The 22,125-nt window shown below is 68.2% G+C and carries 22 protein-coding genes and 2 pseudogenes; 12 read left to right on the forward strand and 12 right to left on the reverse strand.

The genetic code is table 11. From position 1 onward, the window contains the following. Positions 1-138 precede the first annotated feature (138 nt). Entirely contained in the window at positions 139-726 is a 588-nt protein-coding gene (locus Sri02f_RS35850; RefSeq protein ID WP_109005500.1) for a TetR/AcrR family transcriptional regulator, read from the reverse strand. A 165-nt stretch (positions 727-891) separates the two neighbouring features. On the opposite strand from Sri02f_RS35850, the gene Sri02f_RS35855 reads away from it, so the two are divergent. Then, entirely contained in the window at positions 892-1,605 is a 714-nt protein-coding gene (locus Sri02f_RS35855; protein ID WP_109005501.1) for an SDR family oxidoreductase, read from the forward strand. 251 nt (positions 1,606-1,856) lie between these two features. On the opposite strand, the gene Sri02f_RS35860 is transcribed toward Sri02f_RS35855, so the two are convergent. From Sri02f_RS35860 to Sri02f_RS35875, 4 genes are all read right to left on the reverse strand, one after another. Further along, entirely contained in the window at positions 1,857-2,690 is an 834-nt protein-coding gene (locus Sri02f_RS35860; protein ID WP_109005502.1) for an enoyl-CoA hydratase/isomerase family protein, read from the reverse strand. 119 nt (positions 2,691-2,809) lie between these two features. Next, entirely contained in the window at positions 2,810-3,616 is an 807-nt protein-coding gene (locus Sri02f_RS35865) for a strictosidine synthase (RefSeq protein WP_109005503.1), read from the reverse strand. Between the two features lie 31 nt (positions 3,617-3,647). Continuing rightward, on the reverse strand, positions 3,648-4,514 hold the full coding sequence (locus Sri02f_RS35870; RefSeq protein WP_109005504.1) for an alpha/beta fold hydrolase: 867 nt from the start codon (positions 4,512-4,514) through the stop codon (positions 3,648-3,650). A gap of 66 nt (positions 4,515-4,580) precedes the next feature. Further along, on the reverse strand, positions 4,581-5,576 hold the full coding sequence (locus Sri02f_RS35875) for an NADP-dependent oxidoreductase (protein WP_109005505.1): 996 nt from the start codon (positions 5,574-5,576) through the stop codon (positions 4,581-4,583). A gap of 158 nt (positions 5,577-5,734) precedes the next feature. Here Sri02f_RS35875 and Sri02f_RS35880 point away from each other — a divergent pair, with 158 nt between their 5' ends. Then, on the forward strand, positions 5,735-6,358 hold the full coding sequence (locus tag Sri02f_RS35880; RefSeq protein WP_109005506.1) for a TetR/AcrR family transcriptional regulator: 624 nt from the start codon (positions 5,735-5,737) through the stop codon (positions 6,356-6,358). A 191-nt stretch (positions 6,359-6,549) separates the two neighbouring features. On the opposite strand, the gene Sri02f_RS35885 is transcribed toward Sri02f_RS35880, so the two are convergent. Together Sri02f_RS35885 and Sri02f_RS42325 are read right to left on the reverse strand one after the other, a co-directional pair. Beyond that, entirely contained in the window at positions 6,550-7,569 is a 1,020-nt protein-coding gene (locus Sri02f_RS35885) for an enoyl-CoA hydratase/isomerase family protein (protein WP_245970949.1), read from the reverse strand. Between the two features lie 155 nt (positions 7,570-7,724). Further along, the gene (locus tag Sri02f_RS42325) at positions 7,725-7,949 is read right to left on the reverse strand and encodes an iron-containing alcohol dehydrogenase (RefSeq protein ID WP_218029924.1); all 225 of its coding nucleotides are present in this window, start codon (positions 7,947-7,949) and stop codon (positions 7,725-7,727) included. A 618-nt stretch (positions 7,950-8,567) separates the two neighbouring features. Here Sri02f_RS42325 and Sri02f_RS35895 point away from each other — a divergent pair. The 4 genes and pseudogenes from Sri02f_RS35895 to Sri02f_RS35910 all read left to right on the forward strand — a co-directional run bounded on the left by Sri02f_RS35895 (position 8,568) and on the right by Sri02f_RS35910 (position 12,342). After that, positions 8,568-9,479: an alpha/beta hydrolase gene (locus Sri02f_RS35895; protein WP_055705486.1), complete on the forward strand. Its 912-nt coding sequence runs from the start codon at positions 8,568-8,570 to the stop codon at positions 9,477-9,479. 185 nt (positions 9,480-9,664) lie between these two features. Continuing rightward, entirely contained in the window at positions 9,665-11,554 is a 1,890-nt protein-coding gene (locus Sri02f_RS35900) for a propionyl-CoA synthetase (RefSeq protein ID WP_109005508.1), read from the forward strand. Positions 11,555-11,590: 36 nt separating this feature from the next. Then, positions 11,591-11,926, forward strand: a pseudogene (locus Sri02f_RS44240) (transposase); the annotation flags it as partial. Next, positions 11,923-12,342 carry a hypothetical protein gene (locus Sri02f_RS35910; protein ID WP_109005557.1) on the forward strand — a complete coding sequence of 140 codons (420 nt, stop codon included), beginning with the start codon at positions 11,923-11,925 and terminating at the stop codon, positions 12,340-12,342. The pseudogene Sri02f_RS44240 and the gene Sri02f_RS35910, both read left to right, overlap by 4 nt. Before the next feature lie 73 nt (positions 12,343-12,415). On the opposite strand, the gene Sri02f_RS35915 is transcribed toward Sri02f_RS35910, so the two are convergent. Next, positions 12,416-12,844, reverse strand: coding sequence for an ester cyclase (locus Sri02f_RS35915; protein ID WP_159106840.1), 429 nt, complete (start codon positions 12,842-12,844; stop codon positions 12,416-12,418). 364 nt (positions 12,845-13,208) lie between these two features. On the opposite strand from Sri02f_RS35915, the gene Sri02f_RS35920 reads away from it, so the two are divergent. After that, positions 13,209-13,478 (forward strand): hypothetical protein, encoded by a 270-nt coding sequence (locus Sri02f_RS35920; protein ID WP_174855780.1) that lies wholly within the window; start codon positions 13,209-13,211, stop codon positions 13,476-13,478. 648 nt (positions 13,479-14,126) lie between these two features. Then, positions 14,127-15,194: an alkene reductase gene (locus tag Sri02f_RS35925; protein WP_109005510.1), complete on the forward strand. Its 1,068-nt coding sequence runs from the start codon at positions 14,127-14,129 to the stop codon at positions 15,192-15,194. 201 nt (positions 15,195-15,395) lie between these two features. Here Sri02f_RS35925 and Sri02f_RS35930 read toward each other — a convergent pair whose 3' ends face one another. Further along, positions 15,396-15,896 carry a PaaI family thioesterase gene (locus Sri02f_RS35930; RefSeq protein ID WP_109005511.1) on the reverse strand — a complete coding sequence of 167 codons (501 nt, stop codon included), beginning with the start codon at positions 15,894-15,896 and terminating at the stop codon, positions 15,396-15,398. 92 nt (positions 15,897-15,988) lie between these two features. Between Sri02f_RS35930 and Sri02f_RS35935 the strand changes: the two genes are divergently transcribed. After that, complete coding sequence (locus tag Sri02f_RS35935) at positions 15,989-16,456, forward strand: winged helix-turn-helix transcriptional regulator (protein ID WP_109005512.1); 468 nt, start codon at positions 15,989-15,991, stop codon at positions 16,454-16,456. 102 nt (positions 16,457-16,558) lie between these two features. Continuing rightward, positions 16,559-17,131 carry a TetR/AcrR family transcriptional regulator gene (locus Sri02f_RS35940; RefSeq protein WP_109005513.1) on the forward strand — a complete coding sequence of 191 codons (573 nt, stop codon included), beginning with the start codon at positions 16,559-16,561 and terminating at the stop codon, positions 17,129-17,131. 273 nt (positions 17,132-17,404) lie between these two features. Here the strand turns inward: Sri02f_RS35940 and Sri02f_RS35950 are convergent, their stop codons facing one another. Beyond that, the gene (locus Sri02f_RS35950; protein WP_109005514.1) at positions 17,405-18,010 is read right to left on the reverse strand and encodes a TetR family transcriptional regulator; all 606 of its coding nucleotides are present in this window, start codon (positions 18,008-18,010) and stop codon (positions 17,405-17,407) included. Between the two features lie 426 nt (positions 18,011-18,436). Here Sri02f_RS35950 and Sri02f_RS35955 point away from each other — a divergent pair, with 426 nt between their 5' ends. Beyond that, a complete protein-coding gene (locus tag Sri02f_RS35955; RefSeq protein ID WP_055705495.1) occupies positions 18,437-19,309 on the forward strand; it encodes an alpha/beta fold hydrolase in 873 nt (290 codons plus the stop codon). A 69-nt stretch (positions 19,310-19,378) separates the two neighbouring features. On the opposite strand, the pseudogene Sri02f_RS44245 reads toward Sri02f_RS35955, so the two are convergent. Further along, positions 19,379-19,987: pseudogene (locus tag Sri02f_RS44245) on the reverse strand (amidohydrolase family protein); the annotation flags it as partial. 134 nt (positions 19,988-20,121) lie between these two features. Then, on the reverse strand, positions 20,122-21,597 hold the full coding sequence (locus Sri02f_RS35965) for a UvrD-helicase domain-containing protein (protein WP_109005516.1): 1,476 nt from the start codon (positions 21,595-21,597) through the stop codon (positions 20,122-20,124). Here Sri02f_RS35965 and Sri02f_RS41500 point away from each other — a divergent pair. Beyond that, complete coding sequence (locus tag Sri02f_RS41500; RefSeq protein ID WP_167467688.1) at positions 21,541-21,999, forward strand: hypothetical protein; 459 nt, start codon at positions 21,541-21,543, stop codon at positions 21,997-21,999. The two genes, Sri02f_RS35965 and Sri02f_RS41500, sit on opposite strands and share 57 nt — an antisense overlap. Positions 22,000-22,125: the final 126 nt, after the last annotated feature.

Raw genomic sequence — 22,125 nt, forward strand, 5'->3', positions numbered from 1 at the left:
GGAACGGCGTTGGCCCTAGCCGTCCAGTCATGCCGGTATGGGCGGCAACGGCCGGATGACCCTGCCATGTGGGGATGCGGGCGATGCCACAGCCAAGGACTACCCGGATGGTCACCTGGACCGGGTCCGGGCCGCGCTTCAGCGAGGCAGCAGGACCTCGACCTGCCTGCGGATGTCCTGCATGATCTCCTCGACGCTCAAGGCGATGTTCACGCTCACCGCCATGCTGAGGAACATCACGGCGGACACGATGTGTGCCAGCGTCGCGGCGTCGCCCTCGGCGACCCGCTCGTCTCGGCGCAGCACGGCGGCGACGGCCTCCTCGGTCTGCGCGACGATGGCGAGTGCCGCGCCGTGCCGGGGCTCCTCGGGGTCGCCGAAGACCATCTCTCGCAGGTAGGTGCGTCCGTTGTCGATCTGGATGCGGTTGCACTCCACGATCGGCCGGACGATCGCCAGCACCGCGTCCAGCACGCCTGGGACGCTTTCGGCGTCCGCCCGGCCCTGCTCAAGTGCTTCGACGTACTTGGCGTTCTGGACAAGGAGGAGGAGTTCGCCCTTGGTCTTGGCATAGAGGAACAGGGTCCCGGTGCCGATGTCGGCCTTGTCCGCGATCTGCTGGGTCGTGACCTCATCGACGCCGTGCTCGGCGAACAGATCACTGGCGGCAGCGACAATGCGGTCGAGCTTTTCCTGCTTGTTCCGCTCGCGCCGTCCGAGAGGCATGGCGGTGTCCTCCAGGAATAGATTCTGACTGTAATCAGATATGATTGTACTCAATGTCATGTGGGCTCGAATGTGGCTCCACTCATTCTCCCATCGCTGTGGATGTGTCCTTGCCCATCCGTGCGCAGCCACGTACTTCACATCCCCCTCGGAAAGAAGGAACCCATGCCCTCCCTCGATGGAGCAGTCGTCCTCGTCACCGGCGCCAATGGCGGTATCGGCACCCACTTCGTCCACGACGCCCTGGCGCGCGGCGCCGCCAAGGTCTACGCCACCGCCCGCTCCCCCCGCGCCTGGGACGACGAACGCATCGTCCCCCTGACCCTTGACGTGACCGACCGCACGTCGATCGACGCAGCCGTGGCCGCCGCGGCGGACGTCACCGTGCTCGTCAACAACGCGGGCGCCACCCCGCCGAGCGCGAGCCTGCTGGACGTCACCGAGGCAGACATCCGGGCGAACATGGAGACGAACTTCTTCGGACCGGTCTTCCTCGCCCGCGCCTTCGCACCGATCCTCGCCGCCAACAAGGGGTCAGTCCTCATCGACGTGCACTCCGTTGCCAGCTGGTATGCCTTCGGCGGCGCCTACAGCGCCTCCAAGGCCGCACTGTGGTCGGCCACCAACTCGCTGCGCATCGAGTTCGCACCCATGGGCGTCCACGTGACGGGTGTGCACATGGGCTACGTCGACACCGATATGGCCGCGCACGCCGACGGACCCAAGATGCTGCCGACACAGCTGGTGACGACGGTCTACGACGCCGTCGAGGCCGGAGAATACGAGGTCCTGGCCGACGACTTGACCAAGGGGGTCAAGGCGGCTCTGAGCGGCCCGGTCGAGGCGCTTTACCCGGACCTGCACAGCACGAAGGCCTGAGCTTGTTGTTCGGTCCCGACGTGATCTCTTCACGTCGGGACCCAGCGATCCATGGCGTGCGAACGGTTGGCCGACGGGTGTCCAGAAGCGGTGCACCGTCGCGGCCGTCGAGCCGTGGATGACATCGGCGGTCGATCCGGCAGCAGCCCGATCCGACCACCGTGCCGAAGACGTCGCAAATCAGGTGGGCCCCGCGGCAAATGAGCACGGACGCGGCATCGGCTGCGTCCGTGCTCATTTTCTGATGGGTGTCAGCTTTGCTGGTTGGCGATGCCGATGTAGTGCCCGAGACGGTACTCGAAGTCGATGCCGGCCTGGTCGACGACGGCCTGCGTGCCTGCGGCCCGGGTGAGGAAACCGGGGAGGGTGAGGGAGTGGCTGAACTCGCCGTACGCGGCGACCAGGTCCCCGTCCGGGGGCAGGGTTGCCCGGTTGATCTGGGCCTTGGCCGAGGCGAGTGAGGTGCGGTCGAAGGAGGCGAGTCGGGCGGCGACGGTGCCGACGAAGTCGTCGAGTTCGCTGTCGGGGAGGGCGCGGGTGATCCAGCCCCAGCGTTCGGCGGTGTCGGCGTCGTAGTCGTCGCTGGTGAGGATGGCTTCCAGGGCGCGGTCGCGTCCGATGGCCCGGGGCAGGCGTTCGCTGCCGCCACCGCCGGGCAGCAGTCCGCTGCCGACCTCGGGTTGTCCGAAGATCGCCTTCTCACGACTGGCGTAGCGCAGATCGAGGGCGAGGGCGAGCTCGTTCCCGCCGCCGCGGGTGCGTCCACGGATGACCGCGATCGTGATGTACGGCGCTTTGGAGAGTTCCAGGACCAGATTCGTCCAGGCCGGCACCGCGTCCGGGTCCTCGGGGGCGGGGAAGTCGGCGGCGGCGGCCAGGTCGAAGTGGTTGTAGAAGAAGTCGGGGGTGGCGCTGTCGAACAGCACGACCTGGATGTCCGGGTCGGTGGCCAGTTCGGTGACGATCTCGATGAGGCGCAGGACCGTCTCGCCGACGATGAGGTTGACGGGCGGGTTGGCGAAGGTGATCTTCGCGATCTGCGGTGAGGTGCGCTCGTAGTGGAGGGTGCTCTGCTGCTCGCTCATGGCTGGCTCCGGATGCGTGAGGGGTATCAGACGGCGATTGGGGTGCGAGGAGGGCAAGGAAGCCGGGGCGGATGGATGTGCCGAGCAGATCCGGCGGTCCCGCTTCCCGTCTGCGCTGCTCACTCCTGGTAGCGCGGGAGGATCTCGCCGTTCTTGACGTAGGTGAGGGCGGCGGCGACGTCGTAGGCGTGGATCGCGGAGACCTGCGGTGCCAGCCGGTCGGACAGGTCCTCGATCGCGTTGCCGCTGAAGAAGGCGTCCCGTGCCGCGGTGTCGGCGAACCCGAGGCTGACCGAGGCGTGGAAGCGCTGGTCGCGGGGGTTGTCGTGGGCGACGTCCGGGGTGTCCCAGAGCTTTTTCGTCCAGGGCAGGAACGTCTGCGTGCGCAGTTCCTTCAGCACTCCGGTGCCGGCGAGCGCGGGGGCGAGCTCCTCGTTGACGAACTTCCGGAAGGCGCCGGCGCCGACCCCGTCCCTGCGGCGAAGGTAGATCAGCGCGCGGGCACCGACCGTCTCTCCGGGGCCCGCGACGTCGTACCACCGGGAGGAGTTCGGCGGGCCGGCGTAGAGCAGGGTGCGGCGGAACACGTTGATCTCGTCGGCGTAGGCCAGCTTCGTCTGCTCGCGCCCTTTCAGGGGTGCGAGCACCGATTGGAAGGTGACTTCCGCGACGCCGTCGATCTTCCGGTCTGCTGGGATCGCGGTCTGGACCCCGTCGATGGCCGGCCACAGGCCCGTGTTGTGCTCGGCGAGGTGGATCTGCCGGTACTCCTCCAGCCCCGGGGTGGCGGAGATGATCCCTGAGTGCGGGCCCTTCCAGTGGTCCATGCCGGTCTGGCGGGGCTGGTCGGTGCGCACCCACAGCAGGATCGAGGAGGTGAGAGGCTTCTTCACTTCCGGGGGCGCGGCGACCGGTGACGTGCTCATGATGTTGCCCTTTTTCCTGGTCAGGTGGTGGTCATCGAGCCAGGAACTCGACCGCGACGGGGGCGAACCGGTCGTGATACTGGAAGATGCCGCCGTGCCCGGAGTCGGGGTAGATGATCAGCTCACTGCCCTTGATGCGCCGGTGCAGGTCCTCCGACAGGACCGACGGCACCATGCGGTCGTTGTCGCCGTTGGCGATCAGGGTGGGCTGCGTGATCGACGACAGGTCGTCGGGGGCGGAGCGCCCCCACTTCTTGATCGCCTTCAGCTGCGTCTGGAACGCCTTGGTCTTGATGTCCGCGTCGCGGTCGACGGTGCGCTCCTTGAGCCGGTTGACGAACGCGCGTGCGGCGGGCTTGCCGGTGGCATTGCGGTTGAAGAACAGGAACTCCTTGGGGTCCGAACGGGTCAACGTGGCACGCAGGATGTCCCAGTAGGTGACTCTGGCGACCTTGTCCATGTCCTTGCCGCCCTTGGGCCCGGTGCCGGTGAGGACCAGCTTGCGGACGAGCTCGGGGTGCTTCACCACCAGGGCCTGGGCGACCATGCCACCGAGGGAGAACGAGAAGACGTCGATCTTGTCGTACCCGAGGGCCCTGATGAAGGTGTAGGCGTCGTCGGCCATCGCCTCGACACTGTCCGGCACCTGGCCGGTGGACGCCCCGACACCGCGGTTGTCGAAGGCGATGACGTGACGTCCCTTCGCGATGGGGTCGATGATGCGGGGGTCCCAGTTGTCCAGCGTCGCGGCGAGGTGGACGAAGAAGACGACGGGGATGCCGCCCTTCGGTCCCAGCTCGCGGTAGGCGTAGGTGACGCCGCCTGCGCGGACGGTGCGGGCCGGGGCCTTCGCGTAGGAGGTGATGACGGGTTCGTTCGGGGCGTCTGTGCTGCTCATGACCGATTCTCCTTGCGTGTTCTGTGTCGCTGTGTGTTTCGTGTCGCCCGTCGCGGTTGCGGCGGGTCAGCTGTTGCCGATGACGGCCTTGCCGCGGATGCCGCCCTGGGACAGGGACTGCAGCGCGTGCGGGGTCTGGTCGAAGGGGAACACCTTTCCCACCACCGGGCGCACCGCGCCCTGGTCGATGAGGGTGGTGATCCGGCGGAGCTGGTCGCCGCTGGCGTGCATGAACAGGAACTCGTACGTCACGCCGAGTTTCTTGGCCTGCTTGCGGATCTTGCGGCTCAGGGCTGTGACCGCCAGGCGCAGCAGCGGATTCAGGCCGGCCTGGCGGGCGAACGCGGGGTCTGGGGGACCGGCGATCCCGATGGCCTTGCCGCCGGGCTTGAGCACCCGCAGGGACTTCTCGAGGGTCTCCCCACCGAGGCTGTCCAGCACCAGGTCGTAGCCGGTCAGGAGCTGCTCGAAGTCCTGGGTGCGGTAGTCGATCACCGTGTCCGCGCCGAGCGCGCGTACATAGTCCGCGTTGGAACCGCTGGCGGTGGTGGCGACGCTCGCGCCGAGGTGCGCGGCGAGCTGGATCGCGATCGAACCGACCCCGCCGGCGCCGGCGTGGATGAGCACCTTCTGCCCGGGCCGCAGCTTCCCGCGCTCCACCAGCGCCTGCCACGCCGTGAGCGCCGCCAGCGGCAGCGAGCCGGCCTCTTCCATGCTGATCGAAGCGGGCTTGAGCGCCAGGTCGCCCTCCGCTACGGCGATGCGCTCGGCGAACGTGCCGATGCGGTCCTGGTCGGGCCGACCGTAGACCTCGTCTCCGGGCTGGAAGCCGCGAACCGCCGTCCCGACGCGGACGACGGTGCCCGCGACGTCGTTGCCCAGGATCAGCGGCAGCTTGTAGGGCAGGATCTGCTTGAACTCACCGGCGCGGATCTTCTCATCCAGCGGGTTCAGCCCGGCGGCCTCCACTCGAACAAGCACGTCGTGCTCCCCCACGGTGGGCTCGGGGACCTCCGCCTCTTGCAGCGGCTCCTTGTACTTGGTGACGACGAACGCTCGCATGGGGCGCCACTCCTAATACTTGTCCTATTTATCCAGGTCTGAGACTGGATCGGCAAACCCGGCGCGACATCCGGGGGCCTCACAACCTCGCCCCATCCGGTCAATCCGAGTACACTCAACTATGAGTCCACTCATAATTATTGTCAAGGGGGGTCCCCATGGGAAGCGATCACATGCCGATCGGGCGCCGCGAGAGGGCCAAACAGGACAAGCGCGAGCGCATCATGACCGCCGCCCGCGAGCTGTTCGCCGAACACGGCGTCGACAGGGTCACGACGCAGCAGGTCGCCCGCCGGGCCGATGTCGCCATCGGGACGCTGTACCTGTACGCGTCCACGAAGGCCGAGCTGCTGATCATGGTGCAGAACGAGAAGTTCGCCGCCGCCGTCGATTCCGGCCTCGCCGCCGCGAACGCCGCCGTCGGACAGGGCGCGCTGGAGCGGGTCATCGCTCTCATCCGCCCCCTGGTGGAGTGCGTGCGGGAGCACATCGAGAACGGCCGCACCTATCTGCGCGAACTTGTCTTCGGCGACCCGGCCGAGCCATACCGGCAAGTGGGTCTGACCCTTGCCGGCCGCGTCGAGGACGGCATCACCGGCCTGCTCACGCGCAACGAGGACATCGGCGCCGCCGACGCGGCAACGCTGGCGCGGGTGATCACCGCGATCATCCACATCAGCACCACCGCCACCGTGTGCCCGCACCGCAGCGACGAGGCCGTGCTCGCCGACATCCGCGACCAGATCCACGCCACCCTGGCGCAGCACATCCGCGCCGCGTGACCGCTCGCTCCACGAGCCGACCATGTCCCCGGAACGGGGGCACTTCGTGAGCACGCGCTACGGCGTGGTCACCGTCGGCGGCGGAACCGCGGGCACGTCACCGCGATCCGCGCCGCGCAACTCGGCAAGAACAACCTGTCCGGCAGTGCGGCAGTGCGGACAACGGGCAGCCGCTCACCCTGCACTCCCGGTCAGGCCGGCGGCGTCTGTCCGCCCTGCGCCTCACGTTCCCAGATGGGACTGCGGTCCTTGTCGACCAAGGCCGCTCGGACGCCCTCCAGGAAGTCCGGCGTGCGGATGGTCGTGCGCGTGAGAGTGAGTTCGGCGTCAAGGCACTCGCGCAACGTCTGCTGTCTGCCCCGGGCCAGCAGGTTGTGAGTGATCTCCAAGCTCTGCGGCGAGGCGGACTCCAAGGCGATCAACGCGTCTGACGCCCAGGCGGTGTCGAGGTGACGCAGGCGTTTCTCGATCTCGCCTAGGGTCGGCGCGCCGAACGCCCAGTCCATCTCCCCGCGTACCTCCGCCAGCCTGCTCTCCCCCACCGGAGAACGGTCGGCAAGGCGGTTCAGGACGACGTCCACCGGGGCGCCTGGGCTGTCCGCCAGGGCGTCTGTGACCGCACCGAGCCTGTCCGTGGGGACGAAGTGCGTGGCCAGCCCCGTGTACAGGGCGTCGGCAGCGTCGAGACGGTGCCCGGTCAGTCCCAGGTACATGCCCATCGCGCCGGGCAGCCGCGGCAGAAAGTAGCTGGCCCCGATGTCGGGGAAGAAACCGATCCCGGTCTCGGGCATGGCAAGCACCGCACGCTCGGTGACGACGCGGAAGGTGCCGTGGACCGACAGACCGAGACCACCGCCCATGCACATGCCGTCGATGAGCGACACGACCGGCACGGGATACTCAGCGATCCGGGCGTTGAGCCGGTACTCGGAGGCGAAGAACCGCTCACTGGCCTCGGCATCCCCAGCGAGGCTGTGCTCACGGATCGTGCGGATGTCGCCGCCTGCGCAGAAGGCCTTCACACTGGTGCTGGCGATCACCACAGCGGACAGCGGTGTGTGCTCCCATGCGGCGAGCGCACCGTCAATGGCCGCGACCATGCCTGTCGTCAGGGCGTTGAGCGCCTTGGGTCGGTTCAGAAGGATCCGGCCGACGCCCCGGTGCACATCGGTGAGAACCTCGCCCTCAGCAATGTCAGTCATGCGTCTCATCTCGTACTCCGCGCGGACCTGGCTGTTGTGCCATCACCGTTCCTCCGTCGCCGACTGTCGCCCCTCATGGCTGAGCAGGCGCTCGTGTCCGGATCCCCCGCCAACAACCCCGTTGTGCCCACCGTGGACGAGATCCAGGACCTCTACCCGCAGATCTACGGCTGAAGGTCAAGATCCTCGCACAGGTCGCGGAGCGCCTCCACGAACCTCCCGGCCGCCAGGGCATCGCCGTCGGTGTCGGCGGCAACTCCGAACGCGCGGGCGCAGTCGGCGTACCGGCTCTCGGCGTCCGGTACGGAGAACGCCGTCACCGCGGGGAAGAGCATCGCGTTCGACAGACCATGAGCGACGTGGAAGGGCACGCCGATCGGGCGGCCCATGCCGTGCCATGGTCGACTCGCCCCACGCCATCTGCCCCGGCACGGACGAGAGCGTTCAACGCAAGGCCGTCGGAGAACGGATTGGCCTTGCGGCTCACGTACCGCCTCGACGGCATGAGTGAGCGCGTCGACAACGGCGGCGACCGGCAGGAACGCCGGTCCCGAACAGAGTTGTCTTCTCGTCCGCATCGCTGTCGTGATGCTGAGGTTCGTGCGGAGCCTCGTAGGCCCGCATCCGGCCGCCCTGTACGCCCCACAGGCAGGCCGGCGCCAAGCGAATCGGTCGTCGGATCCGGGACGGTACCGGCAGACAGACACGGCCGCATTCCGGCGTCCTCACGCATCACCATCAGGCGTTCCGCCGCACCGGCCCAGGCGACGGGGGGACTACTCCCTCCTGGACAGTCGGACCTCAGACCACTGATCCGCAACGGCAGAGATTCTGGAGCGTTGATCACCCTCGGTCGCCCGCACTGCGCCGCCGCGCCCGCAGCCAGAGGCGACCCCCACCCTCCTAGGTTTACTTTTTTATACTCAGCCAGTAGCGTCACGACCAGCACATCAACCTGGCTGCACGCGGGACGTGGGCGTGGCAGCAACCTGCGAAGGAGCACCACCATGGGCGTAAGCCGAGAGGCACACGAGTTCGCGGAGTTCCTCGCGAGCGTGAGCGCGAAGTCGTCGACACCCGGTCTCGACCTGGCCGTCATCCGCGACATCGTGGACTCGAACCACAAGGCATCGACCGAGCCGGAAGGCGTCACGTACGCCGAGGTGGACGCGGGCGGCGTTCCCGCCCTCTGGGCCATCCCCGAGGGCGCCGACCCCGACAAGGCACTGCTCCACTTCCACTTCGGCGGATCCGTCACCGCCTCCATGCACTCGGACCGCAAGGCCGCCGGCCACATCGCGAAGGCAGCCGGAGCCCGCTCCCTCGTCGTGGACTTCCGCCTGGCGCCCGAACACCCCTACCCGGCGCAGCTCGACGACGCCGAGACGGCGTACCGGTGGCTGCTCTCGCAGGGCTACGAGCCGCGGAACATCGGCAGCACGGGCCACTCGATCGGCGGCACCCTCGCGGTGATGCTCCCGCTGCGCCTGCTCGCGAAGGGCGAGGCGACGCCGGGCGCGATCGTCAGCGTCTCGCCGTGGACCGACCTCACCATCCAGAACGCGTCGGTGGACGAGAACGAGGACAACGACAAGATGCTCAGCAGGAGCACCCTCGAACTCTTCCGAGGAGCCTGGCTGCAGGATCCCGCCGTGGACTTCACCGACCCCGCGATCAGCATCGCGAACGCCGATCTGACCGGCCTGCCGCCCACGACCGTCCACTACGGCGAGTACGAGACCCTCGCCGACGACGGCGCCGAACTCGGCCGGCGCCTCGCGGACTTCAAGGTCACCTCAGAGGTCCACCCGATGCCCGAAGGGCAGCACTCGTTCATCCTGGGCGCCGGGCGCGTACCCGAGGTGGACCAGGCGATCCAGCAGATGGGCCAATGGCTGCGCAAGCACCTCGGCGCGTGAGCTGAAGGCACACTGGGCGGAGCGGCCCTTCGGCCGGACCGCCGCACCACCGCGATGCCGGTGACCGGTTCCCGCCGGTCGCCGGCATCCTGCCAGACCATGTCGGCCGGCATGCGGTGCCTGTGTCCGACACGGTTCCCCACCCAGCCACATCACCGTCCCTTGATGCCACAAAGGAGTGCGCGATGGGAACATACGAAGATGTCTTCCGCGCCAGTACCGAGGACCCGGAGAGCTTCTGGCTGAAGGCGGCGGAGGGCATCGACTGGGATGTCACTCCGCGACGCGCTCTGGAATCCTCGGGCGCACCCTTCTACCGCTGGTTTCCCGACGGACGGCTCAACGTCTGCTTCAACGCGCTCGACCGGCACATCGAAGCCGGCCGGGGCGAGCAACCCGCGCTCGTCCACGACTCCCCTGTGACCGGCACCCGGCGCACCTACACCTACGAACAGCTGAGGGACGAGGTGGCGGCCTTCGCCGGAGCGCTCGCACAGCTCGGCGTGGGACACGGCGACCGCGTGGTCGTCTACATGCCGATGGTCCCCGAGGCCGTTGTCGCGATGCTGGCCTGCGCACGCATCGGCGCGGTCCACTCGGTCGTCTTCGGCGGGTTCGCCCCTCGTGAACTCGCGCTTCGCATCGACGACGCCGCCCCCAAGGTGGTCGTCTCCGCCTCCTGCGGCATCGAGGGCAAGCGGGTCATCGCGTACAAGCCCCTGCTCGACCAGGCGATCGAGCTCGCGGGCCACAAGCCGGAGAAGAGCGTGATCCTGCAACGCCCACAGGAGACGGCCGAGTTGGGGCCTCACGATCTCGACTGGGCCGACCTGGTGGCTACCGCGCCACCGGCCGACTGTGTTCCCGTCCCCGCAACCGACCCCCTCTACATCCTCTACACCTCCGGAACCACCGGAAAGCCCAAGGGAGTCGTGCGTGACTGCGGCGGCTACGCGGTCGCCCTCCACTGGTCGATGGGGGCCGTGTACGACGTGGGCCCGGGCGAGACCATGTTCACCGGCTCCGATGTCGGCTGGGTCGTCGGCCACTCGTACATCGTCTACGCGCCCTTGCTGGTCGGCGCGACCACGGTGCTGTACGAGGGCAAGCCGGTCGGCACCCCGGACGCGGGCCAGTTCTGGCGGGTGGCCGCCGAGTACCGGGTCAAGACCATGTTCACGGCGCCCACCGCCTTCCGAGCGATCAGGAAGGAGGACCCGAAGGGGACGCTCACCGCCGGCTACGACCTCTCCCACCTGCGCTATCTCTTCCTGGCCGGTGAGCGCCTCGACCCGGAGACCTATCACTGGGCGAGCGACCTGCTGGGCGTCCCGGTGATCGACCACTGGTGGCAGACCGAGACCGGCTGGCCCATCGTCGCCAACCCGGTGGGCATCGAAGCCGCCCCCCTCAAGCCCGGCTCCCCGACCCGCCCGCTGCCGGGCTGGGACGTCCGCGTCCTCGACGCTTCGGGCAAACCGGTGCCCGCGGGCGTCGACGGCGCGATCGTCGTGAGGCTTCCCCTGCCGCCCGGCGCGCTCCCCACTCTCTGGCAGGACGACGACCGCTACGTCGCCTCCTACCTCTCCGCCTACGACGGGTACTACCTCACCGGCGACAGCGGACACATCGACGACGACGGCTACGTCTTCGTCATGGGCCGCACCGACGATGTCATCAATGTCGCCGGACACCGGCTGTCCACCGGCAGCATGGAAGAGGCCCTGGCCGCCCACCCCGACGTCGCCGAATGCGCCGTCATCGGCGTCGCCGACGAACTCAAGGGACAGATCCCGCGCGGCTTCGTCGTCCTGAAAGCCGGCAGCGACCGCGAACCGGGCGAGGTCGAGGCCGAACTCGTCCAGCTCGTACGCGAGCGCATCGGCGCCGTCGCCTCCCTCAAGGACGTCACGGTCGTGGCCGCCCTGCCCAAGACTCGCTCGGGGAAGATCCTCCGCAAGACGATGCGCGGCATCGCCGACGGCCACGACGAACCCATCCCCTCCACCGTGGACGACCCCGGTGTCATCGAGACCCTGCGCCCTGTTCTCCGCCGCGCCGGTCACACCCCGTGATCGGTCGCGTGGAAGGCCGCGCACCGTTCGGTCAGCGGCCACCAGGGACGGTACGAGATGCGGGAGATCGCCAACGCGCTCCTCTACCAGGGCCGCACCGGCTGCCAGTGGGACCTGCTTCCGCACGACCTGCCGCCGGGCGGCGCGGTGATGTACCAACTTCGCCAAGTGGCGCGACGACGGCACCGACCAGACCATCCACGACCTGCTGCGCTGGCAGGTGCGGGAGATGGCGCGGCGGAAATCGGACCCGAGCCTGGTGGTGCTCGACACCCAGAGCATGCATGCGGCGGCCGGGTGCCCGCGGAGTCGACGGGGTGTGATGCGGCAAAAAAGTACCGGTCCGCAAGCGCGGCCTGGCGCAGCACATGACCGGCGGGGAGCTGACCCTCGGGGCGGTGCCGGCCCGGCTGGAGGAGCGGGAACGGGAGATCGCCGCGCTGGCCGAGACGACCGGAGAGCAGATCGAGCAGCTGACCGCACGGCTGGACGAGCTCGGCAGGGCCGCTGAGGAGATCCGGATCACCCGCAAGACACTGCTGGAGCTGCCCGATCCGCAGCCACCCGCACCGCCGGCGCCGAAGCTGCCCGACCATCCGGCCTACCGGCAGATCCTGGCAGTATTCACCGCGGCCGACGCTCCGCTGCGGGCGCGGCAGGTGTGCGAGGCGATGGACATGGAGATCGCCAACACCTTCAACAACACCCGCCTGAAGCTCAAGCGGCTGACCGAGCGCGGAATCCTGGTCGAGACCGGGCAGGGTTCGTTCACCCAGCCGCAGCCGTAGCCGCCCGGCGGCTGCGGCCGGCCCGCCTGCCCCTCCCCAAAGGGGGAAACAGGCATCAACTCACGTAACCCTCTCAGGATTGCAACTGGGCGAAGAGCGTCGCCAGGTCGATGAGGCCCCAGTGGTCGGTGAGCTTCCCGTCGGCCACCTTGAACATGCGGACCTCCAGCACCTTGATCGATCGGCCGGTGGCGGGAGTGCCGTTGAAGGACCCGGTGTTCGTGCCGGTGAGGATGAAGCTGATCGCGAACCAATCGTCCTCGGCGACGACACGGACCGGCGTGGCGGCGAAGTCGGGGACCGCGTCAAGGAACGACGCAAGCACCGCGCGGGCCTCCTCGAGGCCGGTGGTGGTGCCATCGGCGGCGTGGTTGCGGAAGTCCGGCGCGTACAGGGCGAACAGGGCGTCGAGGTCGCGCAGGTTGACGCGCCTGACGTACTCATCGGCAAGCCGGTGCAAGTCGGCGGCGGACGTTCGGGGCTCGGCGTTCGAGGAAGACATGCGCTTCTCCAATGTGGATGGACGGAGCGGCTCCGCCCCGGTGACGGACAGGGGAATCGGATCGAACAGGCGGGTTGGACGAGCAGGGTCTGGCACGTTTCCGACTTGCGCGAGTGCGACCGCCCCTTCCGAGCCCGGGACCCACCGGTCACGAGCGTCATCACGGGGAGGACGACCACTCATTACCTTACGATCGTAATTCTATCGGAGCGACCGAGAGGCCGCAAGCAAGCTCCGAGGTGAGTGGGATCGTGTGGCGGCCTACCGGTCGAGCACGGGGGCACGCCGTCAGCCGTGAACGTCACGGCGGAGAACGGGGCGCAGCGTGTGCGGCAGAAAGCGCCCCGTCGGTAATGACGAACACTTGACGATCAACCGGAAGACCAGCACTGCTCTCGCTGACCGTCTCCCGGCCCAGACCGCCGCGCCCGACCTGCCCGAGCACCCGAACTACCCCCGCATCCCCGTCTTCAACGAGGTCACCGGCCCCCTCCGGGCCCGTGATGCATGCGAAGCCCTCGACCACGAACCGCTGCCGAAGAACATCGATGGCACCCGCGCCGAGCTGAAACGCCTCGCCAGGCTCGACGTCCTCACCGAGGCCGACGCCGGCAGCTTCACCAGAAAGGCGTAGCCGACCAAGCCCCCGCGGCCAGCAGCCCTGCCCCAACCTCACCTGCAAACAGACAACACCTCACGAACCGCCCTCCGAGAGCTGGAGGAACTGGTCTTCACCCCCCGAACTCGCGGTCAGTGAACTCGTGGTCACCGAACTGGTGACGACCGCCATCCGCTACGGCAAGAGCCCTGTCAAACTGCGGATGATCCTTCAGTCCGCCCTGACGAGCGAATCTCCGACGCCAGCAGCACCGCCCCGCACCTGCGCCGCGCCCAGGTCTCGACGACGGCGGCCGCGGCCTGCCTCGTCGCTCACCCCACCGAATACTGGAGCACACGGCACAACCGCAAGGACAAGGTCATCCAGGCGGAGCAGGCGGTTCCAGCTGCCGTTGCGGAACTCCCACCGCTCTGGCGTGAGGTCCTTGCGCGAGCTGCGCCGCACGGCTTCGCACCCCCTGCCGGGCCCCACTTGCCGCAGCTCACCCGAACCGCTTAGTATTACGTTCGTAATTTGATAGGCCACTGCCGGCTGCGACTCGACCGGCGGGCGCAGGGCGGGTGCGTCTTCGGACCCGGAGGCAGAAGAGCCAGGTGTCCACGTCCACGCGGTGTCCGCCCCCGCCCCTTTCGGCACCACCACACACCACCTGAGGAATCACCCATGCTCAACGCCCTGTGGAACCCGACCGTCGTCGGAGAGATCGCCCTGCCGCACCGGCTGGCCATGGCCCCCCTGACCCGCAGCAGGGCCACCCCGGACGGCGTGCCGACCGAGCTGAACGCCGAGTACTACGCCCAGCGCGCCTCGCACGCGCTCATCATCACCGAGGGCACCCAGCCCTCCGCCGACGGCCAGGGCTACCCGGTGACCCCGGGCATCTACACCGAGGATCACATCGCCGGCTGGCGCAAGGTCACCGACGCCGTACACAAGGCCGGCGGACGCATCGTCATCCAGCTCATGCACGTCGGGCGCATCTCCCACCCGGACAACACCCCCCACCACCGGCAGCCGGTGGCACCCTCCGCGATCAAGCCGGCCGGCCAGACGTTCACCCCGTCCGGACTCCAGGAGATGCCGGAGCCGCGCGAACTGTCCACCGAGGAGGTCGCCGCGACGGTCGACGACTTCCGGCGCGCCGCCGCGGCCGCCATCGCGGCCGGCGCCGACGGCGTCGAGATCCACGGGGCCAACGGCTACCTGGTCAACCAGTTCCTCTTCCCCAGCGCCAACCAGCGCACGGATCAGTACGGGGGCTCCCTCGACAACCGCATCCGTTTCGCGGTGGAGGTCGCCACGGCCGTTGCCGACGAGATCGGCGCCGGCCGCACCGGCATCCGGATCTCTCCCGGCAACCCCTTCAAGCTCAACGACCTCGCGGAGAGCGACCCGCACGAGCTCTACCCGCACCTCCTGCGCGCCCTCGCCCCCCTCAACCTCGCCTACCTGCACATCGGTCACGGCGGCGACGAGGAACTCCTCTCCACCCTCCGCAAGGTGTGGCCGACCACGCTGATCCTCAACCGGGCCGGTGCCGACATCGCCGCCCGCGCCAAGGACGTCGAAGAGGGTTTGGCCGACGTCGTCACCGTCGGCACCATGGCCCTCGCCAATCCCGACCTCGTCGAGCGCGTACGCGCCGGCGCCCCCCTGAACACCCCCGACCCCGCCACCTTCTACGGCGGCGGCGCGGCCGGCTACACCGACTACCCCACCCACGCCGCCTGACGAAGAGCAGCCCGGCGACCGAGGGAACCACCACCTTCGCCGCCTCGACACAGCTGCGGCGCACGGAGGCCGGCGACCCGAGGAGTTACGGGCCGCGACCGACCTGCGCCGCAGCGGTTTCACCTCACACCCCGGCGCTCTGCGCCGCGATCGAGGCAGTGCGACGTCACGGCCCGGACCGATACCGGTCGCCGCCGAGGCTCACACCTGCGAGGGTGACACCGGGAAGAGCATGCAGCTGCTGGTGGCGTGGGCGAGCAGACGGTCCGTGTCGTCGACCAACTGCGCCTGGGCCAGGGCGGTTTTACGGCCCTTGCTGACCACCGTGCCGATGGCGCGTACCGTGCCCGTGTCCGCGGTGATCCGTCGCAGGAACTTCACCGTGAGGTCGAGCGAGGTGTACGCAACACCCTGCGGAAGGGTCGACTGGACCGCGCAGCCGGCCGCCGAGTCGAGCAGGGTGGCGAAGATGCCGCCGTGCACGCTGCCGATCGGGTTGTAGTGCTCCTCACCCGGTGTCAGGGAGAAGACCGCCCTGCCGGGCTCCACCTCGCTCAGAGTGAAGTCGATGGAGTAATTGATGGGCGGCGCCGGCAGTCGCCCCGCCTGCAACTCACGCAGGAAGTCGATGCCGGCCATGCGTCCGGCGGCTTCCGCCAGGATCGCGGGATCTTCCCATTGATACGTACGCGTTCGTCCCACGGCCGGGCACCCTCCATCTGACTTTTGAAAACGAAGCTAGTTTCCCGCTCGCCTGACTGTCAATGACGAAGCCAGACCCTTACGCTGGCGGGATGGAGTGGCTTGAGGCGAGCACGGAGAACTGCCCCGTCCAGCGCACGCTCGACGTGGTCGGAGAGAAATGGACGTTGCTGATCTTGCGTGACGCCGTCAACGGAGTCCGCCGCTTCGACGACTTCCACCGCCACATCGGCCTGTCGGAAGCCGTCCTCAGCGACCGCCTCCGGAAGCTGATCGCGGCCGGCATCCTGAAGACCGTCCCCTACCAGGAGCCGGGCAGCCGCTCCCGCAACGAGTACCGCCTGACCCGCAAGGGCTGGGATCTGTGGCCTGTCCTGATGGCGCTGAGCCAGTGGGGCGAGGCGTACGCCCTCGGCCCCGAGGGGCCTGTACTGGACATCCGTCACACCGACTGCGACGCCCCGGTCCGCGTCGTCGTCGAGTGTTCCGCGGAGCACTCCACCCTCAGCCCCGCGGAAGTCACCGCCCGACTCGGACCCGGTGCCCGCATCCGGTCGTGAGCACGCCGGTCATGGGGTCGCCGGTCATGATATTACGTGCGTCAGGCCATGGATTACCCTTGAGTGCGAAGCATGGCCTTACGGAGCGAACGGAGAAAGCTCGTGGTGCGCTACGCCAAGGAGCACAAGCAGGTGACGCGGCGACGCATCATCGAAAAGGCCGGCCACCGGTTCAAGCAGGACGGCATCGACGGCTCGGGTATCTCCACGCTGATGGCGGACGCGGGGCTCACCAACGGAGCCTTCTACGCCCACTTCGCGTCCAAGGACGACCTCGTCGCCCATGTGGTGGCCGAAGAACTGCACACGCAGGTCGCGAGTTACAGCACCCTGCGGCCCGGCCGCCCGGGACTCGAGGACCTCATCCGCGAGTACCTGTCTCCCGAGCACCGGGACCACCCCGGCCTCGGATGCCCCTCCGCCGCCCTTCTCGACGAGATCGGCCGCTGCGAGGACGGGACCAGGCAGGCCTACAGCGACGGCGCGCGGGCCATCCTGGAGGAGATCTCCGCCCGCCTGACACCCGAGGACCCGCGGTCCGCTCAGGCCAAGGCCATCGGGCTGTTCACCATGCTGGTGGGGACGATGCAGCTGTCCCGCGCCCTGTCCGACCAGAAGCGCGCCGATGAGGTCCTTGAGCTGGGGATCGAGAACGCTCTCGCGTTCATGGGGTGAGGCGGAAGGCGAGGTCGCGTCAGTGAACGGGCGCCTCGAGCCGCTCGCCCAAAGGGCGCCACGCCCCTGAGGCACCACCCTCGGCCCAGACTACGACCGCACCGCACGCCTTTTGCCGCTCGAGGAACTCGAGAACCGTCTCCACGAACTGCCCGTGGAACTGGAAGATGCCGCCATGGCCGGCGTCGGGGTAGAGGACCAACTCGCCGTTCGGCACTCGCGCGCCAGGTCGACCGAGTTCCGGGTCGGAACCATCCAAGGGGTGCGGGTGTGTCACATCGCGGGGCTGGAATGCCCGTGCTCCACGCCCAGCAGGGCGAGGGCGTTGTGAATGCCCTGTTCGAGCAGTTCGTCCGCAAGCTGCCGGTCGGTGAGGGCTCGGGAGAGCTGGAGCGTCCCGGCCATCATGGCGTAGGCGCCGAGCGCCTTGGTGCGGACCGAGAGGGGATCGTCGGGTGCCAGGCGGGCGGCGATGCCGTCGATGACCATCAGTACGCCGTCGGTGTAAGCCTGCTTGGTCGGGTCTGTGCAGCGCCGGATTTCGTCGAGCAGGGCGGCGGAGGGGCAGCCGTCGTCGGAGCTGTCGCGATGCTGGGCGGACAGGTACCGGCGCACGATCTGCTCAAGTCCTGCGCGACCGGGTGCCGCCTGCGCGACGATCCTCGCGTTCTGCGCCTGCAATTGGTCGGAGACCGCGGTGGCCACGAGGTCGTCTTTCGACGTGAAATGGGTGTAGAAGGCGCCGTTGGTCAGCCCCGCGTCCGTCATGAGGGTTGAGATGCCCGAGCCGTCGATGCCGTCCCGCTTGAACCGGCGACCGGCCGCCTCGATGATCCGCTGCCGGGTCGCCTGCTTGTGCTCTTTCCCGTAGCGCACCACGCGCTCCTTTGCTCGTCGGAGAGGCTGCTTGCTCTTGGCGGGCACTCTTATCATTTTACATTTCGATCGTACTTCAATGGATTCGAGGCTCCGACGGCCGCCCGTTCGGCGGCGAGGTGTCGTGCCAGGTGGAGCGGTATCCCCTCACTCGGGGGCGTTCATTTGCGCACCATGGAGTGCGGTCGACTGCGGGGGCCCGCTTGCCATCCATCGTCTTCATGCACAGTATTATGAGTGTAATCCAATGTCCCTCGGTTGGCGCCGCCTCAGCGCTCGGCGAGGCGGATGCCGGGGGTGATCAGAACGAGCCGGATGACATGGGTCGGTACCCACCACTGTGTGGCCTGGTCGACAGTGTCGGTGCAGTGCATCGGGCGCCGGCGAAGAGAACTCCGTCCTTGAAACTCGCTACAGAAGGACCTGGACATGAACACACCGCGGAATTCACCGTCCTCCTCGCCCTCGTCGTCGTACCAGAACGCGCCGACCCGCTCCGTGTCCGTCCGCGGCGAGGACTTCGCCTACCGGGAACTCGGCCCTGAGGACGGCGTACCGCTGATCCTCCTGATTCACCTGGCCGGGGTCCTGGACAACTGGGACCCGCGCGTCGTCGACGGACTCGCCGCACGACGCCGGGTCATCGCCTTCGACAACCGCGGGGTGGGCGGATCGAGCGGCTCCACGCCGGACACGATCGAGGCGATGGCCCGCGACGCGGTGCTGTTCATCCGAGCCCTCGGGTTCGACCAGGTCGATCTGCTCGGCCTGTCGATGGGCGGCTTCATCGCACAGGTCATCGCGGAACAAGAACCTCACCTCATCCGCAAGGTCATCCTGGCGGGCACAGGCCCCGCCGGTGGCCCCGGCATCGACAAGGTCCCGGCGCTCACCCTCCAGGCCACGCTCAAGGGCGCCCTGACCCGCCAGGATCCCAAGCTCTCCCTCTTCTTCACCGAAACCGAGGGCGGTCGGCGGGCGGGACGGGCCTTGCTGGAACGGCTGAAGGAGCGCACGCACCACCGCGACAAGGACATCTCATTGCCGGCGTTCCGAGCCCAGCTGAAGGCCATCAGACAATGGGGCCGCCAGGCACCGTCGGACCTGTCGGAGATTCGTCAACCGGTGCTCGTGGCAAACGGCGAGAACGACCGCATGGTGCCCAGCCACAACACACTCGACCTGGCCGCCCGCCTGCCCAGGAGTGAACTCGTGCCCCTCTACCCGGATGCCGGACACGGGGGGATCTTCCAGTACCACGATGAATTCGTGGCAAGGGCACTCGAGTTCCTTGGATCCTGAGCCCGAGCCAAGCCGCGCTGCCCGCACCTTCACGCTCGCACAACGCCCTCGGAAACGTCAGCTCGGCCGTCACCGTTCGCCGGCCCTGGCCGTGGAAGGCGGCCCCCCTGCTCGGCCGTGCCTGAGTGCGGCCCTGTACGTCATCGGTCGGCCCGCGCGACGAAAGGGCGTCCAAGCAAACAGTCGCGCTGGGTTGGCGCACAGTATCCGCAGGGCTTCGGTGGGGTTGAGTTCCGCCGTGAGCCAGGTCGGGGTGCTGTAGGCACGGCCATTTGCACGACAAGGCACGGCCGCCTTCGCCCACACATACTGTCCGGCCAGCAGGCGGGAGAGCGCAGCGCATCCGGGGTAGGGCAGAGACAGGGCCGCCGGCAGCCCCCGATGATCGACAACCACCACGCCGGGCCAGCCGAGCAGCCAGGGTTCCAGCTCCTCCCACTGGCGTTGCTGTCCCTGGACTTCCAAGTGGAGTCCAGGGGCGGCGATTTCGTGCACCAGTCGCTGCCAGAGCCGATCTTCCAGCGGGGGCACCGGGCCGCTGATCAGGTTGAGGCGGATCCCGCACGCACCCGTCTCCACGAGCCGGTCGAGCTCCCCCGACGTCCGGGGTCTACGACGGCCACGCCGCAGAGAGGGCCCCGACGCCTTGCCGAGGGCCTGGAGCAGGTAGGAGTTGTCCGTGCCGAGGCATGTTCACGGGAAGCGCCAACGGCATCGCCGTCGTCGCTGTGCTCCCCGAGACCCTCGCACAGGAAACTCGATACCCCCGCACTCCCCGCGGCCGAAGCTACCGCCCCGCCGGTCGCCTCCGCTCACTGAACCACTCCGTCCGAGGCGGCTGGAATGAGGTCGATCCATGCAAGACCACCGAGATCGAGCCGACTGCGGGCACGTGTCACGGCAACGTAGGCGAGGCGGGCGTCCGTTTCACTCACGGGTTCCGAGATCGGGCGACCACGGTCGTCGTGTTGATCGCTGTCCGGGGGCGGGGGGAAGTCATCGGCGATCTTGACCGTGGGCCATTCCCGGCCTTTGGCCTTGTGGGCCGTGGAGACCGTGACGTCGGCCTTGTCCTCGTCGGTCAGTGCGTGGACCGCGGTGATGATGGCCTCGGGTCCGTGCTGGTCGACAAGTTCTACGAAAGGCTGCAGATCACGGCCGGCCGGATCGTGATCCGCGTACTCCTGCAGCTCACCCCAGGAGGCGAAGAGAACGAGTTCTGGGTGGGCGGTGCGACGGCCGTTTTTGAGGTCCCGTGCAGCCAGCGCCAGCGCGACGAGCGTATGCCCTCCCCGCGTCAGCGCGACGCGGTGGCCGGCGGCCAGCAGTCGCATGACCTCGGTCATGGCCCCGATGTTGGTGCGGCACAGCACCGCGTCCGGAGAGGCGACGAGACCGACCTTCGTCGGGACCGCCTCGGTACCTGTCAGTCGGATGGGCGCGTCGGTGAACGCGAGCCACCGGTTGGCTTGTTCGGCAAGGAGGGGGCCGAAGCGGAAGGATCGAGTCAGGGTGAGGTTGGTGGCGTCGAAGCTTGTCATGATGTCCCGGGCTCCGCGCCAGCCGTAGATCGCCTGCGCGGAGTCGCCGACCATGACCAGCTGGGTGCGGGCGCGTTGAGCCGCGAAGACCTGTTCCAGGACAGGGTTGGTGTCCTGTGCTTCGTCGAGGAAGAGGAAGTCGGCGTCGATCTTTGGTTCGGTGAGAGCCCACATCTTCAGGTAGTGGTCATGCTCGAAACGGACCACGCCCTGCTCGGGATTCTGCAGGTCTCCCCACGCCTTGTCCGCGAACGACGTCACGACCTCGGCGAGGCGGGCGTGTTCGTCCGGCGCACTCAGGCCGCGCAGCGCGGGTACGTGGTGAGAAGCCAGCGTGCGATCAGCCGAGTGGCAGAAGCGGGTCACCGTGCGCAGGACGCTGTGTGACAACGTCCTGTGGCTGATCTCGTGATCTCCGATTCGGACCGGAGAGGTGATGCCGAGGGCCTGCCCGATCTTCCACGCAGGTTGGCGGGGGCTGTTGAGTCTGCGAGCGAAGCGGTGGCCAAGGGCTGCGTAGGCCGTGGCGTGGGCGGTCTTGCACATCACGGATCGCGGGAAGCGTGCGGAGGCGTCGTGTGCGATGTCTTTGTTGAAGGCGAGGTAGCGCCCTCGGCGTTTGGTACTCGCGGCGAGCAGGCTCAGCGTGCTGGTCTTTCCTGTGCCGGCGCCGGCCTGCAGCACGAGGTGATGGCCATCTCGGAATGCTTCGACAGCATGAGCCTGTTCGTCTGTGGGCGTGTGCAACAAGGGCTCCACGGAGGAGAAGGGCTAAGGGTTCGGGTGCGCGTGAGACTGGCTCCGTCCAGCGCGGCCAGCGGCGTACGCGTCAGATACGGCCGGATCACGACGACGGAGCAGGATGTCGGCTGTGCAAGCCAGTACGTCCTCGGAGGAGTGGAGGGCGAGCAGGCCTTCGAGTTGCGCCGTCAGTTGCAGGGAGCGTTCTCTCTCGTTCCGATCGAGGGCTGCGGTCACGCTCCGGGCGACGAAGTCTCCGGGCCGCTGTCCTCTGGCGGTCGCGGCCTGGCGGATCGCCGCTCGCGCGGTACGGCTGAACTCGAGATTAAGAAGGACCTGCCCGTGCTGGTCGGGGTAGGGGGTGGTCAGGGCATCGATGGGCAGAAGGTGGTGCAGCCGTCGCCGTAGTGACCGCAGCGCGCGGCCTGGCGTCCTGGCCGGCTGAACGGCCATCTACCGGGTGCGGTCGGCGTTCGCTGCGAGCGACACCGTACGACGAGCTCGGTGGAGCTCGCCATTGGTGGCTGGCCTGGT

It is taken from the genome of Streptomyces rishiriensis (assembly GCF_003112535.1).
Lineage (GTDB): Bacteria > Actinomycetota > Actinomycetes > Streptomycetales > Streptomycetaceae > Streptomyces > Streptomyces rishiriensis.

What these genes read in the sequence shown, in the direction of transcription:
- Sri02f_RS35850 (WP_109005500.1), bottom strand. Translation starts at nt 726, where the DNA reads ATGCCTCTCGGACGGCGCGAGCGGAACAAGCAGGAAAAGCTCGACCGC.
- Sri02f_RS35855 (WP_109005501.1), top strand. Translation starts at nt 892, where the DNA reads ATGCCCTCCCTCGATGGAGCAGTCGTCCTCGTCACCGGCGCCAATGGC.
- Sri02f_RS35860 (WP_109005502.1), bottom strand. Translation starts at nt 2,690, where the DNA reads ATGAGCGAGCAGCAGAGCACCCTCCACTACGAGCGCACCTCACCGCAG.
- Sri02f_RS35865 (WP_109005503.1), bottom strand. Translation starts at nt 3,616, where the DNA reads ATGAGCACGTCACCGGTCGCCGCGCCCCCGGAAGTGAAGAAGCCTCTC.
- Sri02f_RS35870 (WP_109005504.1), bottom strand. Translation starts at nt 4,514, where the DNA reads ATGAGCAGCACAGACGCCCCGAACGAACCCGTCATCACCTCCTACGCG.
- Sri02f_RS35875 (WP_109005505.1), bottom strand. Translation starts at nt 5,576, where the DNA reads ATGCGAGCGTTCGTCGTCACCAAGTACAAGGAGCCGCTGCAAGAGGCG.
- Sri02f_RS35880 (WP_109005506.1), top strand. Translation starts at nt 5,735, where the DNA reads ATGGGAAGCGATCACATGCCGATCGGGCGCCGCGAGAGGGCCAAACAG.
- Sri02f_RS35885 (WP_245970949.1), bottom strand. Translation starts at nt 7,569, where the DNA reads ATGAGACGCATGACTGACATTGCTGAGGGCGAGGTTCTCACCGATGTG.
- Sri02f_RS42325 (WP_218029924.1), bottom strand. Translation starts at nt 7,949, where the DNA reads ATGGGCCGCCCGATCGGCGTGCCCTTCCACGTCGCTCATGGTCTGTCG.
- Sri02f_RS35895 (WP_055705486.1), top strand. Translation starts at nt 8,568, where the DNA reads ATGGGCGTAAGCCGAGAGGCACACGAGTTCGCGGAGTTCCTCGCGAGC.
- Sri02f_RS35900 (WP_109005508.1), top strand. Translation starts at nt 9,665, where the DNA reads ATGGGAACATACGAAGATGTCTTCCGCGCCAGTACCGAGGACCCGGAG.
- Sri02f_RS35910 (WP_109005557.1), top strand. Translation starts at nt 11,923, where the DNA reads ATGACCGGCGGGGAGCTGACCCTCGGGGCGGTGCCGGCCCGGCTGGAG.
- Sri02f_RS35915 (WP_159106840.1), bottom strand. Translation starts at nt 12,844, where the DNA reads ATGTCTTCCTCGAACGCCGAGCCCCGAACGTCCGCCGCCGACTTGCAC.
- Sri02f_RS35925 (WP_109005510.1), top strand. Translation starts at nt 14,127, where the DNA reads ATGCTCAACGCCCTGTGGAACCCGACCGTCGTCGGAGAGATCGCCCTG.
- Sri02f_RS35935 (WP_109005512.1), top strand. Translation starts at nt 15,989, where the DNA reads ATGGAGTGGCTTGAGGCGAGCACGGAGAACTGCCCCGTCCAGCGCACG.
- Sri02f_RS35955 (WP_055705495.1), top strand. Translation starts at nt 18,437, where the DNA reads ATGAACACACCGCGGAATTCACCGTCCTCCTCGCCCTCGTCGTCGTAC.
- Sri02f_RS41500 (WP_167467688.1), top strand. Translation starts at nt 21,541, where the DNA reads ATGGCCATCTCGGAATGCTTCGACAGCATGAGCCTGTTCGTCTGTGGG.